This window comes from Streptococcus oralis (assembly GCF_019929365.1).
Taxonomy (GTDB): Bacteria; Bacillota; Bacilli; order Lactobacillales; family Streptococcaceae; genus Streptococcus; species Streptococcus oralis_BT.
On sequence record NZ_JAHZPH010000007.1, the window covers coordinates 80971 to 96626 of the forward strand.

General features: G+C 39.1%; 12 protein-coding genes, 1 tRNA gene and 2 pseudogenes. 3 read left to right on the forward strand and 12 right to left on the reverse strand.

Annotated elements, in window-relative coordinates; translation table 11 throughout:
* Positions 1 to 70: 70 nt before the first annotated feature.
* The 10 genes and pseudogenes from K1I53_RS08260 to K1I53_RS08305 form a co-directional block, all read right to left on the reverse strand.
* Complete coding sequence (locus K1I53_RS08260; RefSeq protein ID WP_223329033.1) at positions 71 to 1591, reverse strand: ABC transporter permease/substrate-binding protein; 1521 nt, start codon at positions 1589 to 1591, stop codon at positions 71 to 73.
* The gene (locus K1I53_RS08265) at positions 1584 to 2312 is read right to left on the reverse strand and encodes an ATP-binding cassette domain-containing protein (protein ID WP_223329034.1); all 729 of its coding nucleotides are present in this window, start codon (positions 2310 to 2312) and stop codon (positions 1584 to 1586) included. Before K1I53_RS08265 ends, K1I53_RS08260 begins: the two co-directional genes overlap by 8 nt.
* A 14-nt stretch (positions 2313 to 2326) precedes the next feature.
* On the reverse strand, positions 2327 to 3091 hold the full coding sequence (locus K1I53_RS08270) for a nuclear transport factor 2 family protein (RefSeq protein ID WP_223329036.1): 765 nt from the start codon (positions 3089 to 3091) through the stop codon (positions 2327 to 2329).
* A gap of 3 nt (positions 3092 to 3094) precedes the next feature.
* Complete coding sequence (locus tag K1I53_RS08275; protein WP_223329037.1) at positions 3095 to 3532, reverse strand: MarR family winged helix-turn-helix transcriptional regulator; 438 nt, start codon at positions 3530 to 3532, stop codon at positions 3095 to 3097.
* A 141-nt stretch (positions 3533 to 3673) separates the two neighbouring features.
* Positions 3674 to 4867 carry an O-antigen ligase family protein gene (locus tag K1I53_RS08280; protein WP_223329050.1) on the reverse strand — a complete coding sequence of 398 codons (1194 nt, stop codon included), beginning with the start codon at positions 4865 to 4867 and terminating at the stop codon, positions 3674 to 3676.
* A 132-nt stretch (positions 4868 to 4999) separates the two neighbouring features.
* Positions 5000 to 6442, reverse strand: a pseudogene (gene gtfA, locus K1I53_RS08285) (sucrose phosphorylase).
* A 205-nt stretch (positions 6443 to 6647) separates the two neighbouring features.
* Positions 6648 to 7481: a carbohydrate ABC transporter permease gene (locus K1I53_RS08290; RefSeq protein WP_000711271.1), complete on the reverse strand. Its 834-nt coding sequence runs from the start codon at positions 7479 to 7481 to the stop codon at positions 6648 to 6650.
* Between the two features lie 16 nt (positions 7482 to 7497).
* On the reverse strand, positions 7498 to 8370 hold the full coding sequence (locus K1I53_RS08295; protein ID WP_223329039.1) for a carbohydrate ABC transporter permease: 873 nt from the start codon (positions 8368 to 8370) through the stop codon (positions 7498 to 7500).
* An 18-nt stretch (positions 8371 to 8388) separates the two neighbouring features.
* On the reverse strand, positions 8389 to 9639 hold the full coding sequence (locus K1I53_RS08300) for an extracellular solute-binding protein (RefSeq protein ID WP_223329041.1): 1251 nt from the start codon (positions 9637 to 9639) through the stop codon (positions 8389 to 8391).
* A 12-nt stretch (positions 9640 to 9651) separates the two neighbouring features.
* The gene (locus K1I53_RS08305) at positions 9652 to 11814 is read right to left on the reverse strand and encodes an alpha-galactosidase (protein ID WP_223329043.1); all 2163 of its coding nucleotides are present in this window, start codon (positions 11812 to 11814) and stop codon (positions 9652 to 9654) included.
* A 107-nt stretch (positions 11815 to 11921) separates the two neighbouring features.
* Here K1I53_RS08305 and K1I53_RS08310 point away from each other — a divergent pair, with 107 nt between their 5' ends.
* Together K1I53_RS08310 and birA are read left to right on the forward strand one after the other, a co-directional pair.
* Entirely contained in the window at positions 11922 to 12782 is an 861-nt protein-coding gene (locus K1I53_RS08310; RefSeq protein ID WP_000959984.1) for an AraC family transcriptional regulator, read from the forward strand.
* Complete coding sequence (gene birA, locus K1I53_RS08315) at positions 12779 to 13717, forward strand: bifunctional biotin--[acetyl-CoA-carboxylase] ligase/biotin operon repressor BirA (protein ID WP_223329045.1); 939 nt, start codon at positions 12779 to 12781, stop codon at positions 13715 to 13717. Before K1I53_RS08310 ends, birA begins: the two co-directional genes overlap by 4 nt.
* Before the next feature lie 90 nt (positions 13718 to 13807).
* On the opposite strand, the gene K1I53_RS08320 is transcribed toward birA, so the two are convergent.
* A complete protein-coding gene (locus K1I53_RS08320) occupies positions 13808 to 14431 on the reverse strand; it encodes a hypothetical protein (RefSeq protein WP_223329047.1) in 624 nt (207 codons plus the stop codon).
* 295 nt (positions 14432 to 14726) lie between these two features.
* Between K1I53_RS08320 and K1I53_RS08325 the strand changes: the two are divergent.
* Positions 14727 to 15379 (forward strand): annotated as a pseudogene (locus K1I53_RS08325) (transposase).
* A 47-nt stretch (positions 15380 to 15426) separates the two neighbouring features.
* Here K1I53_RS08325 and K1I53_RS08330 read toward each other — a convergent pair.
* Positions 15427 to 15514 (reverse strand) — tRNA-Ser (locus tag K1I53_RS08330).
* Positions 15515 to 15656 lie beyond the last annotated feature (142 nt).

Below are 15656 nucleotides of genomic sequence, written 5' to 3' on the forward strand. Positions count from 1 at the left end.
CTATAATTCGAGATGGGATTTTGTCTGCTGAAGAAAATTGCTAGTGGCTTCCACTGGCTTTCCTCTCCATTTATTTCTTCAACAAACCTTGTTCTTGTAGAAATTCCTTGGCTACTTGTTCTGCTGACTTGCCTTCAACACCGACTTGGTAGTTGAGCTGGCTCATCTGGCTTCCAGTAATTCTACCTGCTAGTTTATTGAGAACTGCCTCCAACTCAGGATGTTTATTGAGAAGAGTTTCTTTCATTAATGGTGCCCCTTGATAAGGTGGGAAAAGTTGCTTGTCATCTTCCAAGACCTGTAAATCATAGCGCGCCAACTCTGCATCCGTCGAATAGGCATCCGTAATTTGAATATCGCCTGACTGAATTGCCTGATAGCGGAGAGCTGGCTCCATGGTTGCTACATTAAGATTGAGACCATACATCGATTGCAAGCCCTTATTTCCATCCTCACGGTCATTAAATTCGAGTGTAAAACCTGCCTTCAACTGCCCTTCCACTTTTTTCAAGTCCGAAATGGTCTTCAAGCCATATTCTTGAGCAATCTTTTTCGGAACAGCTACAGCGTAGGTATTTTGATAAGACATAGGTTTGAGATAGGCAAGATGATCCTGTTTGGCAATGCCATCACGCGCCACTTGATAAACCTGATCTGGCTCATGACTCACTTTCGGTGATGGTTGAAGCAGACTTTCAGTCACCGTACCCGTAAATTCAGGATAGATATCAATATCCCCTTTTTTCAGAGCTTCATAGAGGAAGCTTGTTTTCCCAAAATTCGGCTTAACAGTCGCAGTCATACTGGTATTTTCTTCAATCAGCAACTTATACATATTAGCCAAAATTTCTGGTTCCGGTCCCAATTTCCCAGCAATCACCAAGTTTTCTTTCTCTTTTTGAGCTAAGAGGGCTGGACTATAAGACAGACCGAGCAATATGGCCACCAAGGCAAAACCAGAAAAAATCGTCCGCAATTTTGCTTTTTCCATCACTTTTAGTAGGAAGTTAAAGGCAATGGCCAGCACTGCAGAAGAAAGTGCCCCAATCAAAATCAGACTGGTATTATTACGGTCAATTCCCAAAAGAATAAAGGAGCCCAGTCCCCCTGCCCCAATCAAGGCAGCCAAAGTCGCCGTACCGATAATCAAAACCGCAGCCGTCCGAATCCCAGACATAATGACAGGCATGGCAAGTGGAATTTCAAACTTCTTGAGACGCTCCCATCTGGTCATCCCAAAGGCAATCCCTGCCTCTTGCAGACTCGGATCAATTCCCTTCAGTCCAGTGATGGTATTTTGCAAAATCGGAAAAATCGCATAAATCACCAGAGCCGTCAAAGCTGGCAAGGTCCCAATTCCCATCAAGGGGATGAAGAGTCCCAACAAGGCCAGTGACGGGATAGTCTGGAAAATCCCTGCAATCTGCAAAACCCAGTCCGCCAACTTCTCATGATAGCGAAGATAAACAGCCACGGGAATAGCGATAAAAATAGCTAGTAACAAGGTCAAAAGTGACAACTGCAAATGTTGAGATAGGGCTGTTACCCAATCACCAAAACGATCCTGAAAAGTTGATATCAAATTAGCCATGAACACTACCTCCAAACAAGTCTGCTACAAAGTCCGTTGCAGGAGCTTTTAAAATGGTCTCAGGGTTCGCCACCTGACGAATCTCTCCGTCCTGCAAGACAGCTATCCGATCCCCTAATTTCAATGCCTCATCCGTATCATGGGTCACAAAAATAGTTGTCATGCCAAATTCATTATGCAATTCTTTAGTCAGAACCTGCAACTGTTTTCTCGAAATGGCATCCAAGGCCGAAAAAGGTTCATCCATGAGGAGAATCTTAGGTTGACCAATCATGGCCCGGACAATGCCCACCCGTTGCTGTTCTCCACCAGATAATTCACTAGGAAGTCGATGTCCATACTCAGCTACTGGTAAACCAACCTTAGCCAAAAGCTCTTCTGTTTTCTGAGCAATCTCTTCCTTAGTCCACCCCTTCATTTCCGGAATGAGAGCAATGTTTTCTGCAACTGTTAGATTGGGAAAAAGAGCAATGGCCTGTAAAACATAACCTGTGGAAAGGCGCAGCTCACGCTCATCATAGTCTTTGATGCGCTTGCCATCCATATAAATATTTCCATCAGTGGGTTCCAAGAGACGATTAATCATCTTAATCATGGTCGTCTTACCTGACCCAGAAGGCCCAACTAAAACCATGAACTCCCCATTCTCAATTCGTAAATTGACATCTCTCAAGACATCCTTTTCTGTGTAGCGTAGCGCTACATTTTTATATTCAATCATTCTTTGTCCTCAATTTAAAACTTCCCTCGGTTGGTCAAGTCTTCTACCTTAGGCATGACTTCTTTATTGTCCCAATGCTCAACAATCAAGCCATTCTCCAAACGGAAGATGTCATACTGGGCATAGGCAACGCCATCAATCTGAGTCTGGCCATAGCTGACCACATAGTTTCCTTGTCCCAAAAGCTGGAAAACAAAGTCGAAAGTAACCTCATGTTCAGCCACATAGTTTTTATAAGCATCACTTCCTTGTCCAATCTCATGATTATGCTGAATCAAATCGTCTGCCACATAATCACTCCACTGCTCCAGCTCCCCATTTTGGAAAATTTCTGTCAAGAAACGACGAACGGTTTTTTTATTTTCTGCCGTTTTGTCCAAATCCTTGATCTCAAAATCTCCAAAGATCTGGTCTAACTGTCCATTTTCAGGTGTTCGATAGTAGTCAATGACATCCCAATGCTCCACGATACGACCATTCTCATCCGCACGGAAAGTATCCGTCGTCACCCATTGAGCTTCCCCGCCATTGAGATATTGATGAACATGGACAAAGACCAGATTGCCGTCTTCAATAGTGCGAACAATCTTCATCTCACGCTCAGGATGGCGCTCAAAGAAATTTGCAAAGAAAGCCGCAAAACCTTCTTTCCCATCTGGCACACCTGTCGAGTGTTGAATGTAGGTATCTCCTACAGACTGAGCTTGAGCCTCGGCAACGCGCCCATCTTGAATGGCATGAATGTATAATTTTTGTGCATTTTCAACTTGTTTTGACATGATTTATGCCTCTTTTTCTTTTAAATTTGCTAAGATGCGTTCCTGATAACTTTCAAACTGGCGAATTTCTTCCTCAGTGAATCCTTTATAAAAAATAGCATCCAGTCTTTGACTAACACGATGGCCAACTTCTTTCTGAGACCAACCCTGCTCTGTCAACTTGACATATTTCTTTCTCTTATCTATTCCACATGGGCTAATGATGACCAGGTTTTGCTCCTCAAGTTTCTTAATCATAGTTGTCAGCGTATTGTTAGCAAGACCAGTCGCCAGCGCAATATCTGTAGCTGTAGCACAGCCAGTTTCACTATTCCATAAAACCGCTAAAATCTTTCCCTGTTCACTCCGATAAAGAGCCTCAGGATCCTGATTCAGTAACTTTTGAAAAATCCGCCCATTTAACAAACGAATATGATGGGCAACTAAATGACTATCTTTCATGACTTCTCCAATTTATTTCTATATCGAATTTTTTCTATTGTAACACCTTTTGTTCCATCTGTCAACTATTTCGATTTAGAAATAATTTTCAACAAAAAAAGATCTTCTACCTAGAGTAGAAGATCTCCATTCTTGAGTAACTTAATCTGTCATTTCGGCCACCAGTGTTCGATGTTCCAGTGGTAAACTGCACATAACCAGCAAGAAGATAAATCCTGACTGTACCCAGAAGAGAGCCAAGTCAAAAATTCCATGTACAGCGACTACTGTAAGGAAGGAGAGATAAAGACCGATAATTGGTCGTTTACCAGACTCCTGACTCATATCCATCATCATGTGAACCGGGATAACCGAAGAAATGGATAAGAGAATGGTTCCAATCAAACCATAACTCAAAATAGTATCGATGTAAAGACTATGCGCGTGTTCGTGATAAGGTGCATGAATTCTCGGATAGGAATTCATATAGGTCAGTGGACCCTCACCCCAGATTGGATTTTGTTTAAACAAAGTCATACCCGCATTCCAAATTGAAACACGCTCTTCCATTGAAGAATCTAGGGTTCCCATACGGACACCCAAATCGCTTGAGAAGAGGAAACAAAGGCCAATCCCGAAAACACCAATACTGAGCCAGAAGGCGCGCCAGTTTTTAATGGTTGTAAAGAGATAAATGATTGCACCAGCAATGATGGCAGGAAAGGCAGTTCTATTTTGCGTGAAATTCAAACCAAATAGATTCACAAAACCTGCTAGCACACAAAAGATTTTCAGCCATCTTAATTTCGTCGTTGTAAAGAGGTAAAAGGCAATCATGATACAGAAGCAACAGATAATCCCATAGTAGTTCGGATTAAAGAAGGTGACCTCTGCACGGTTCTGGTGCCATACTTGCATATTGGGCGAAAGAAAGGAATAGTTAAATTTCTTTACAATTTGGAAATGCTCCAAGGTAGCAAAAGCCGCAGAGAGCACACTACCAAACAAGATTGTCTGCAGTATCAGTCGAAAGAAAGCATGTGTCAGACGTTTCTGGTAATAACTAAAGAAAATGAGGAAGAGAAACATCAGTAAAGATGCAACCAATCCAAGCCAGTTCTTGGCGACGATAGAGATGATACTACTGTAGGCAATAAAAAAGAGAAGTACAGGATGTTTGATTAATCCTTTGATAATTCCCTTCATCTCCCCAGTAACAAGTAAACTTATCAAATATAAAGCAAAGAGCGCTAAGAACAAATAAAAAGGTAAAAAGATACTTATGATCATCAAATACAAAAAGAAATCTTTTTTCGAAAGCCCTCTTATCTTATCCAGTAATCCAATTGATTTCAAAACGGATCCTTTCTGTTCTGGATTTCTCCAGAAGATAAATGCTAAACTATCTTTTAATTTTACCATTTTTTCCGTCATTTGGGAACAATGAACACGTTTTCGCCACAAAAAAACTCTGTTATTGATATGGTACTAAAACCGAATTTCTCTGCCGTTTTCCACTACTTGATATGTCTGACTTTGCAGATCAATTTCTGCTACTGCTGTTACAGACTTGTCTTTATTTTGACGTTTAATCACAATGCTGTATTCCGTTGGTGTTTCCACCTCTATAGTTCCTTCTATATCAAAGGCCTCTGACCGATTACGGAAAGAAAATAGATTGAGAAGAGACTTCACCACAGGACGTTGAACTTCTTCTGCTATTTCCTCATTGCTATAGTAATGACGATTAATATTTCGACCTTCCTTAGTTTCTTCTAATAATTTCAAGTCATTTTTTCCTGCTAATAGACCCACATAGTAAACCTGAGGAATGCCTGGAGCAAAAGCTTGAATCAGACGAGCGAGGAAGTACTTGACATCATCATCTCCAAGCGCAGAATAATAGGTTGAATTGATTTGGTAGATATCTAGATTGTTATACTCTGCACTAGAGTACTTACGTTTGACATTCGCTCCAACCTTATAGAGCTCATTTGAAGCATAGTCAATTTCCTCATCGGTCAGGATATCCTTGACATCCACCACTCCAATCCCATCATGAGTATCTAGTGTCGTAAATTGCTTCATCGGGCTCATCTTTAACCACTTAGCCAAACGCTCTGTTCTGGAACTGTAAAGAGTATAAAGGGTCACCATTGGAAGAGCAAAATCATAAACATAGTAATCATGGTCCGCTATTTTAAACTGAATCGAGTAGTGCTCATGAATCTCAGGTAAGAGCTCTGTCCCATACTCAGCTGCTATATCTCGAACTTTGTCCAATAAATTCCAAATATCTGGCTCCACAAAGAAATCATTGGTATCCAATTTCTTCACTGCATAAGCAAAGGCATCTAGACGAATCAAATCACACCCATTACTTGCTAGATGTTGAATCGTCTTACGGATGAATGCCATCGTTACTTCTTTGGTCACATCAAGATCAATCTGCTCCTCACCAAAAGTATTCCACAAATGTTCTACTGAACCATCTGCAAAAAGAATCTCTTGCTTTGGTGCACGATCCTTACGCTTGTAAATTAAATCTACATCAGCTTGTGTCGGACGATTTTCCGGTCAAAACTTGTCCCAGTTTAAAAAGAGATCTTTAAATTCACTAGCTTCATGTTTTTCTTGATAGTCCTTATAATATTTAGATTGACGAGAAATATGGTTAATCATAAAGTCAAACATCAGATAATATTTCCCACCTAAACGCTTAACATCCTCCCAATCACCAAACGCTGGATCCACTTCGTCATAGTCAACCGGTGCAAATCCACGATCTCCTGTTGACGGGAAAAATGGTAGAAGGTGAACTCCCCCAATAGCATCGCCAAAATGTTCTTCCAAATTCTCATACAAGTCTTTAAGGTTATTTCCAAGACTATCTGAGTAAGTAATCAACATAGTTTTATTTTGAATGGTCATAGATGGTCTCCTTTTTCTGATGAAAGCCAAGTCTTATATGACCTGGCTTCGTAAATGAAAGATATTTTTAGATTTTTGTTCACATCGAACTCGTACTAATATAGACTGCACGTAACTAAGTACTACTTTCTTTTTTCTACATAGAATTGTAAACAAGCTGAACTGTTCCTCTATGTATGGAATTATAAATTCCCTAAGCACTTTTTTACTTCACTGCCCCGTTACTCATTCCTGAAATGATATGTTTTTGGAAGATGAGGTAGACAATTGTTATCGTTACAATTCCCACAATATAAGATGCAAAACTTGGACCATAGTCATTGAAGTACTGACCTTGGTAGTTGTATTGGAAGAGAGGCAAAGTCCACATCTTGGAATCCTTATTCAGAATCAAGAGTGGCAACATAAAGTCATTCCAGAACCAGAGAGCATTGATAATCAACGTTGTCGCATGCATGGGCTTCAACATTGGAAAAATGATTCGACGATAAGTTGTAAAACGATCAGCCCCATCGATTTCCGCAGCTTCATCCAAACTATCTGGTACACTGATTTTTATATAACCAACATACAAGAAGAGAGTCTGTGGAATAGCATAAGTTAGGTAGAGTATTACTAGCCCCCACATATTTGCCAGACCGAGTTTACTCATCATAACTGTGATGGGAATCATAATCACCTGAAATGGAACAAATATCCCTAAGATCAAGAGCGAATACATAATTGCAAAGGCTTTTTTCTTGGACATATTTCGAGCAATGGAGTAAGCTGCAGCTGGTATAAAGAAAGCTACTACAATCAATGATAACACCGTAATAACAGCTGAATTCCAGAAATAGCCTCCAATTCCATCCGAAATCAATCGTTCATAATTACTCAACGTAAAAGGATTGGGCAAACTAAAGAAATGATTCATGATATCCTTAGTTGTTTTGAAAGAACTAAATACCGTTACCAACAAAGGAACAAGTATAAGAATACCACCGACTATCAAGAGGACATATTTCCAAAACTGATTCAATTTTTCTTCTTTTTTCATGTGTAGGACTCCTCTATTAGATTTCAAATTTCTTTGATAGCTTGATTTGGATAAGAGAAACAATTCCAATAATTAAGAATAAAATCAAGGCAATTGCATTCGCATATCCATATTGATTACTCTTGAAAGCATAGTTGTAGACTAAAAGTCCAAGAGACGTTGTAGCATTATTTGGACCACCACTCGTCAATGCAAAAATTTGGTCAAAGGCTGTCAACCCGGACTTAAGAGCCAGAATAAAAACCATAGAAATCGTCGGCAGCAAATAGGGTAATTCAATCTTCCAAAAGGTTTGTTTACTTGTTGCACCATCAATTGATGCTGCCTCTAAAATATCAGTTGGAATACTCTGAAGACCAGCAAGAAAGAGAATAATTGGCATTGCTACTCCTTGCCATAGAAGAACAAAGATAGTTGCCACTACCGCTCCGACAGGTGTTCCTAATAGACTCTCTTGTAAAAAGCTAATTCCTAAAATTTTTCCAATCGTTGGAAGCCCATAGTTGAAGAATTGTTTAAAAATCAAGGAAACTGTCAAACCAGACAAAACAGCCGGGAAAAAGAACCAAGCTCTAAAGAAGGTCTGCCCCTTCATCTTCGAATTTAAGGCTCGTGCCACAACCATCCCAATCACAATTTCCCCAACAATCAATGCCAGAGTTAAAATCAAAGTAAAAGCTATGGCTGTGAAGAATTTCCCATCAATCATCAGCAATTTGTAGTTATTCAAACCAACAAATTTGTAATTATAGGTCAATCCAGTCCAGTTAGTCAAACTATAGAAAGCACCTTGCACCATCGGAAAGTAAAAGAAGATAGCTTGTAAAGCAAGCGGTATGAGCAAAAATGTCCAACCCCAGTATTTATTTAAAAATTTTCGAATAGCCATATCATCTTAACTCCTATTCTAGTCCAAATCTGCCTTCATTGGATTAAAGAAAGCATTGAGATTGTTTGCCATATTTTTCAGATTTTTATCCATCAGATAACCTGCACTTAGATTAAAAAAGTCTTCTTCAGAGTTCCAGCGTTGGCCCAACCAAACATAATGTTTATCCGTAAACGCCAGTTTAGAAATATCTGCAAGCGCTGAATCTTCTTTTTCCTGTATGCCTTTCACCGCAACTGGTGAACCATCTACATCATAGTATGACTGCATAGCTTTTGGACTAGTCATATAGCTGATAAATTCTTCGGTTTCCTTAGGATGTTTGGTAGTAGCTGAAGTTGATAATGCCATGTCCCCTGCACCAACAGTGACTTCTTTTCCTACTTCTTCGCCTGGGAAGGCAAACATCCCCACCTCAAATTTTGGATCCTGTTGATTAATTGCGGCTAATGCCCATGATCCTTGTGGCATCATCAAGACTTTTCCACTCGAAAATGCTACCACCGCATCATTATAAGAGGCACCACGCCAACCATCTTGAGCATTATCTGCTAATAAATCGAGTCGTTCTGCATCTGCTTTTAAAATAGCATCATCTGCAGAGATAGCGTTTGGTTTTGAAAAGCGAAGGTAGTTATTAGCCGCGTCTCCACTACCCGTAAGAGTAATGAGAGAAAGTTGGTGGTAACCATTTAATGTCCAGCCTTCATTGCCTGCAACCGCAAATGGAGAATTCCCACTATCTTTTATCTTTTTAACAATCTCTTGAAACTCTTTAAAAGTCTTCGGTTCCTCAAGCCCTAATTCTTTAAACTTCGTTTTATTGTAATAGATTCCATAAAGGTTGGCCGTTAAAGGCACACTATAAATCTTGTTATTGATTGCATACTTTTCGGCATAGTCATTCTTGATGTTCTCAAGATAGGGTTTTCCTGTCATATCTGCAAAATAACCTGCTTTCGCCCACTCCTGAAAATCCATATTTTGAGGATAGATATTAATAATATCTGGAACATCTCCTGATAAAATCCGAGTCTTTAGCACAATTCCAGCTGAAGGTACTGTAGTCAGCTTCACATCAATATTAGGGTGTTCCTTTTCAAAATCATCCACTATCCTTTGCAAGGTATCTGCCATCTCGGTCTTCTGGTTAAAAAACTCAATCGTTACCTTGCCATCAGTTGACTCCTCTTGACTACTACAAGCTGACAGTCCCAAAAGGCAGAGTCCTGTAGTAGCAATTAAGCTTATCTTTTTATACCATCTCATGATCTTGTCTCCTTATCTTCTAATGAAATGTAACTGCCTGCTGAGATAATCTCCCTGCGGAAGCTCCATAGTAATACCCGCATACATGAGTTCTGCACCTGAGTAAACTACACCATTTTCCTGTAATTCATACCGTCCCTCTTCATCCAAATCTTTTAACTTTAAAGTTGTTTCCATGGTCTCTACAACTGATAAGATTCGGGCGTAGGTTACAATTGTTTGATTTCCATAGTTAAATTGTACAGCTGCTTCATTGGATGCAGCATCGGGATTGATTAACCTATACTGGTTTCCCAACTGGACTACTGGCCGCAATTCTTTATACAAGTTCACCTGATTAGCGATCTCAGACTTCTCTTCATCTGATAAACTTGTCAAATCAAGCTCATAACCCAGATTTCCCATCATTGCCACATGACCACGAGTTTGCAATGGTGTCATTCGTCCCATCTGATGATTCGGTACTGCTGACACATGAGCTCCCATGGAAATGGTTGGATAGAGATAAGATGAGCCGTATTGAATTGGTAAACGTGCTATAGCATCAGTATTATCACTAGCCCAGACTTGTGGGAAATAACGCATCATACCAAGATCATTTCGTCCTCCACCACCAGAGCAGGACTCAAAGAGAATATGGCTGTGCTTCTCTGTCAGATAAGAAACAAGTTCATAAAGTCCTAACATGTACCGATGAGATTGCATTTGTGTCTCTAGATAGTTCGAACCATTCCCTAGGTTAGTAATATTACGATTCATATCCCATTTGATGTAGTCAATATCATGATGAGAGAGGAGTTCATCTAAGACATTTTTCAAATATTCCACTACCTGGGGATTGGCAAGATTAAGTACTAATTGATTTCGAGAATAGGTATGCTCATAACCTGAAACCTGAATAGCCCAGTCAGGATGTTTGCAATACAAATCGCTATCTACAGAAATCATTTCAGGTTCTAACCAAAGCCCAAACTGCAAACCTCTTTCATGGATGGCTGAAATCAGACTTTCAAGACTTCCACCCAATTTTTTCTCATTCACAACCCAATCACCTAAAGCACGATTATCATCAAAGCGATTGCCAAACCACCCATCATCTAATACAAAAAGTTCAATTCCAACTTTCTTAGCCTCATCTGCCAATTCTAACAGTTTTTCTCTCTGAAAGTCAAAGTAAGTTGCTTCCCAGTTATTGATTAGAATTGGACGTTCTTTTTTAGAAAACTGACTTGGCATAATGTGCTTAAGTACAAAATTTTGACTTTCATGGCTAATACCAGTTAATCCCTTATCTGAATAGGTCACTAAAGCTACCGGTGTTTCAAAATTTTCCTCAGGATTTAACTTCCAAGAAAAATTTTCTGGATTAATGCCAATAGCCACCCGAACTTCATTCAACTGATTCTTTTGAACAAAAGCTTCAAAGTTTCCACTATACAGTAGTTGCAGGGCAAACACATTCCCAGCATCCTCTGTGACTCCTTGATCACATAATAGAAGAGCTGGTGTTTGAGCATGACCAGAAGCACCACGGTTCGAACTAATTGAAAAGATTCCTTGTTCTACCTGTTGACGTCGAACAGTCTTTTCACGAGCATAAGCTCCCTGTAAAGTCACTATTTCGTAAGCTGCAGCAGGAAAATCAGCCATGAAAGAAAAGTCCTTATGAATGACAACTTCCTGATTGCTATTATTCTCCAATTTGCTGTAGCTAGCAATTGTCGCATCATTTTCAAAAGCTGTATAATACAAAGTCAGACTAAGTTTAGCTTGAGGATCTTTTAAAATCAAGACAAGCGTCTCTGTATCATCCATGCTGTGAGGAGAAGGTAAGCCCTGTGGACCATTCTGACCTTTTAAAATCTTTGCTTCTACAAATCGAAAGTCTGTTACTTCAGTTTCATCGTGCTGAACCTGTAAAGTTGGTTTTCTAAAGTCACCCAAACCATGTTGTCCAAAAATTTGACGTTGCGTATCCAAACTAAAAGTTCGATTAGTAGCTGTTGGATTAGGTGAAAAAGCATGATCGCGTTCATAAACACTATTAGCTCCTCTATAGTTCTTAATAGTCTTTCCTAAATGTTTTAATAATAAGAACCCATCCCTATTTTCAATAATCAAACTTAAACCTTTACTCTCAACGTAAAATAGATTATTCTCTATCCGAATTCCCATATATATCACCTCATCGATTTCCTGATAAAATTTTAGCAAATAAAAGCGCTTTCTAAAATAGAAAAATGTCTACAAAGTATGGTAAAATGTTAGGTAGGAGGTGGCACATGCTCGTTTTTTCAGAATACCAGACTGGAACAATTGATCTTTCTCTTAGCTTTTACGGTTATGAAGAATGTACGCCTAACTACTCTTTTGGCCCAGCTATTCGAGATACCTATGTACTACATTACATTACTAAAGGGAAAGGTCAATTCCATTATAAGGGGAAAATTGTTGATTTAAAGGCAGGAGATTTCTTTTTACTAAAACCAGATGAATTAACCTTCTATCAAGCAGATAGCCAGAATCCTTGGGCTTACTACTGGTTAGGGATTACTGGAGGGAGGGCACCTGACTATTTTGCTCTATCTCAAATTTCTGACCAATCCTACCTCATCCAGTCAAATAACTGTCATACACAAACAACTGCAAAACTCATCTCAGATATTGTCCGTTTCGCTCAGATTACAAAATCAAATGAATTGGCTCAACTCCACATCATGGGACAACTCCATGAACTAATGTTTCATCTAGGAACTATTGCTCCCAATCAGAAAAGAAAGAATATTTCATCAACCCACCAACTCTATCTTGACTGCAAACGATTGATAGATAGTCACTATCCACAATCGCTCACCATTCAAGATTTAGCTAAAGAGCTATCGGTTCATAGAAGTTACTTAACTAGTGTGTTTAAAGAATTTCACCAACTCTCTCCAAAAGAGTATCTACTCTACGTTCGGATGCATCGTGCACAACAACTTCTGGAACATACTGAAGAATCTATTAAAGTCATTGCGTACTCCGTCGGTTTTTCAGATCCACTCCATTTCTCAAAAGCCTACAAGCAGTTTTTTCATAAAACACCGAGTCAAACTCGAAAAGAACTCTCTCACTCCCTCTTAGCTAGAAAGGAAAATCAATGAAATCACACCAACTAGTCTACCAAATATTAGCTAGAGAAAACGACTATGTTAGCGGAGAAAAAATTGCAGAAGAACTGTCGTTAAGTCGTACATCCATATGGAAAGCAATTCAACGCCTCCAACAAGAAGGGCTCGTGATTGACAGTATTAAAAATAAAGGTTACAAACTTATTCATGGCGATTTGATCCTACCTGATTTGATTCAAGAGAAAACCAACTTAACCATTCGCTACAAACCTGAGACCAAATCAACACAAACAGATGCAAAAGAAGGGATTGAAGTTGGAAACAAAGGAAATACACTCTATCTTTCCACATGTCAAACAGCAGGTCGTGGCCGCTTTCAGCGCCCTTACTACTCTCCTGCTCAGGGAGGTATTTATATGTCATTACATATTCAGCCAAATCTCACCTATGACCAGCTTCCTGCCTACACATTACTTACAGCAGGTGCCATTTACAAAGCCATTAAAAACCTCACCTTGATTGACGTGGGTATCAAATGGGTAAATGATATCTACTTTAAAAATAAAAAAATAGCAGGTATCCTAACCGAAGCCATGACGTCCGTGGAAACAGGCCTAGTAACAGACGTCATTATCGGCGTTGGAATCAACTTTGCCATCAGCGATTTTCCAAAAGAGATAAAAGAAAAAGCTGGAAGTCTCTTTACACCACCAGCTCCTATCACACGAAACGAACTAATCTCAGAAATTTGGCGTTGTTTCTACCAAACAGCACCCGAAGAACTACTCTATCTTTATAAAGAACACTCTCTTGTTCTAGGAAGAGAGGTCAGTTTTATCCAAGATCAGACTGAAAACAAAGGAGTCGCCAAGGGAATCTCCGACAAAGGACAACTCCTTATCCAGCTTGATGACCAGACAGAAATCTGGCTCAATAGTGGTGAAATCTCACTCACTAGCTGGACTTAACAACGGCACTATATGCAACTAGCAACATATAGTGCTTTTTGAATGTAGAAAAGTAACAGATATATAAATAGCTAGCTTCCTATCAACAATTTACAGGTTAATAGCTTTCGAAGCATTCTTTTTATATGCCGTGCTATGTACCAAAGAAACCCCATAGCAGTGATTTTCGTGTCCAAGCATGACCAATGGAAGTGCAAAAACTTTAACAGCATATAAAAGCAGCCAAAACATAAAGACTTCAGCATTTATATTCACCAAATTTTTACTAAACATCTCATACAAGAACCATGCATTTAAAGCCATATTGAAGAGACTTGCTAACGTTGCTGAGACTATATTGGTTTTCAATTTTGGATGATAACATTTAGCCACATATAAGGCCAATATTGAAATATTATAAAGGCAAATCGGCTGATAATTTTCTCTATAAATAACCAGCGTCTTACGATTATAGAACAGGAAACCATGAGGTCCACGATGATATTCATTTATCCAGACATGGCTAAGACCTCTAATCGCATTCCAATCTACAAATAAATCAATTTTTCTTAGATAAATCCCAGTTTTATGGATTAAACACTTCCATTTGAACATGAAAGATAAAAGAAAAGTAAGGAGCAAAACCGCAACTGTAACAATCTTCAACTCCTCTTGCCCGATAGTCAAGGATAGGTTAAAAAAGCGAATTTGCGCTTTTTTTGCATCTAAGATCATTGAAATCACAGTTAGAAATACTAGAAAGATAAATAGTATAAATCTATAAAAAATACTGTGAAATTTTACTCCATTTTTCATCTCGATTATCCCCAGCCACTTAAAGTCCCTAACCTTAGTATACCACTAAATCTAGTCTATTTATGATTTTTTCTAGTATGAAAGTTACTGAAACAGCATTAGATAATAAAGCTCTATAATTCTGTAGTGAGTAAAACCACTATGGAGATGCCTAGAAAAAAGTACCAAAAGATCTATAATGAAAAGCGACCAAACCATCATTAGAAAGAATCTTATGGAACCATTACATTTTATCACAAACCTACTAGACATTAAAGACCCTAACATCAAGAGTGTGGATATTTTCAATATGGATACCCACAAGGAAATCACTGAAGAAATATGATTTTCAAAAGAACTAAAATCCCTTATCTAGAATGTGCGGGATACAAAATTCTAATTTGTCTAAGGAAACGGCGCTTCCGATGTAAAGTCTGTAAAAAAATGGCAGTCGCAGAGACTCCCTTAGTCAAGAAAAACCACCAAATCGCTCAAAAATTAATCGAGAAAGTCCCTATGACGGTCATCGCTGAAAGCTTGGCTATCTCCACAGACCTGAAGAAACACTATAATCTCTATCAGCTCTTGCTTTTTAACTTTCAGAACAAGGAGGCAGAGAATTTTTTCGAACTCATTGAAAATAATCTCAAGCTGGTTCATCCTCTTTTTCAGACTGTCTTTAAAACCTTCCTCAAGGATAAAGAGAAGATTGTCAACGCCCTTCAGTTACCTTATTCCAACGCAAAATTGGAAGCGACTAATAATCTCATTAAACTCATCAAACGAAATGCCTTTGGTTTTCGGAACTTTGAAAACTTCAAAAAAAGGATTTTCATCGCTCTCAACATCAAAAAAGAAAGGACGAAATTCGTCCTTTCTCGATCTTAGCTTTTCTTCAACCCACTAGAGTTGATAAAGATTCTCAAATTGTATCACGGAGAATGGGGGATTCGAACCCCCGCGCCAGTTACCCGACCTAACGATTTAGCAAACCGTCCTCTTCAGCCTCTTGAGTAATTCTCCAAAATATTTAATTAATAGGTATAAGTTGATTTAAACTCCTACACTCGCTTTATAGCTCTCTGTATACGGAGAATGGGGGATTCGAACCCCCGCGCCAGTTACCCGACCTAACGATTTAGCAAACCGTCCTCTTCAGCCTCTT

Coding starts and splice junctions, on each gene's coding strand:
- K1I53_RS08310 (WP_000959984.1), top strand. CDS start 11,922: ATGCTCGTTTTTTCAGAATACCAGACTGGAACAATTGATCTTTCTCTT.
- K1I53_RS08270 (WP_223329036.1), bottom strand. CDS start 3,091: ATGTCAAAACAAGTTGAAAATGCACAAAAATTATACATTCATGCCATT.
- K1I53_RS08260 (WP_223329033.1), bottom strand. CDS start 1,591: ATGGCTAATTTGATATCAACTTTTCAGGATCGTTTTGGTGATTGGGTA.
- K1I53_RS08290 (WP_000711271.1), bottom strand. CDS start 7,481: ATGAAAAAAGAAGAAAAATTGAATCAGTTTTGGAAATATGTCCTCTTG.
- K1I53_RS08295 (WP_223329039.1), bottom strand. CDS start 8,370: ATGGCTATTCGAAAATTTTTAAATAAATACTGGGGTTGGACATTTTTG.
- K1I53_RS08275 (WP_223329037.1), bottom strand. CDS start 3,532: ATGAAAGATAGTCATTTAGTTGCCCATCATATTCGTTTGTTAAATGGG.
- K1I53_RS08320 (WP_223329047.1), bottom strand. CDS start 14,431: ATGATCTTAGATGCAAAAAAAGCGCAAATTCGCTTTTTTAACCTATCC.
- birA (WP_223329045.1), top strand. CDS start 12,779: ATGAAATCACACCAACTAGTCTACCAAATATTAGCTAGAGAAAACGAC.
- K1I53_RS08300 (WP_223329041.1), bottom strand. CDS start 9,639: ATGAGATGGTATAAAAAGATAAGCTTAATTGCTACTACAGGACTCTGC.
- K1I53_RS08305 (WP_223329043.1), bottom strand. CDS start 11,814: ATGGGAATTCGGATAGAGAATAATCTATTTTACGTTGAGAGTAAAGGT.
- K1I53_RS08265 (WP_223329034.1), bottom strand. CDS start 2,312: ATGATTGAATATAAAAATGTAGCGCTACGCTACACAGAAAAGGATGTC.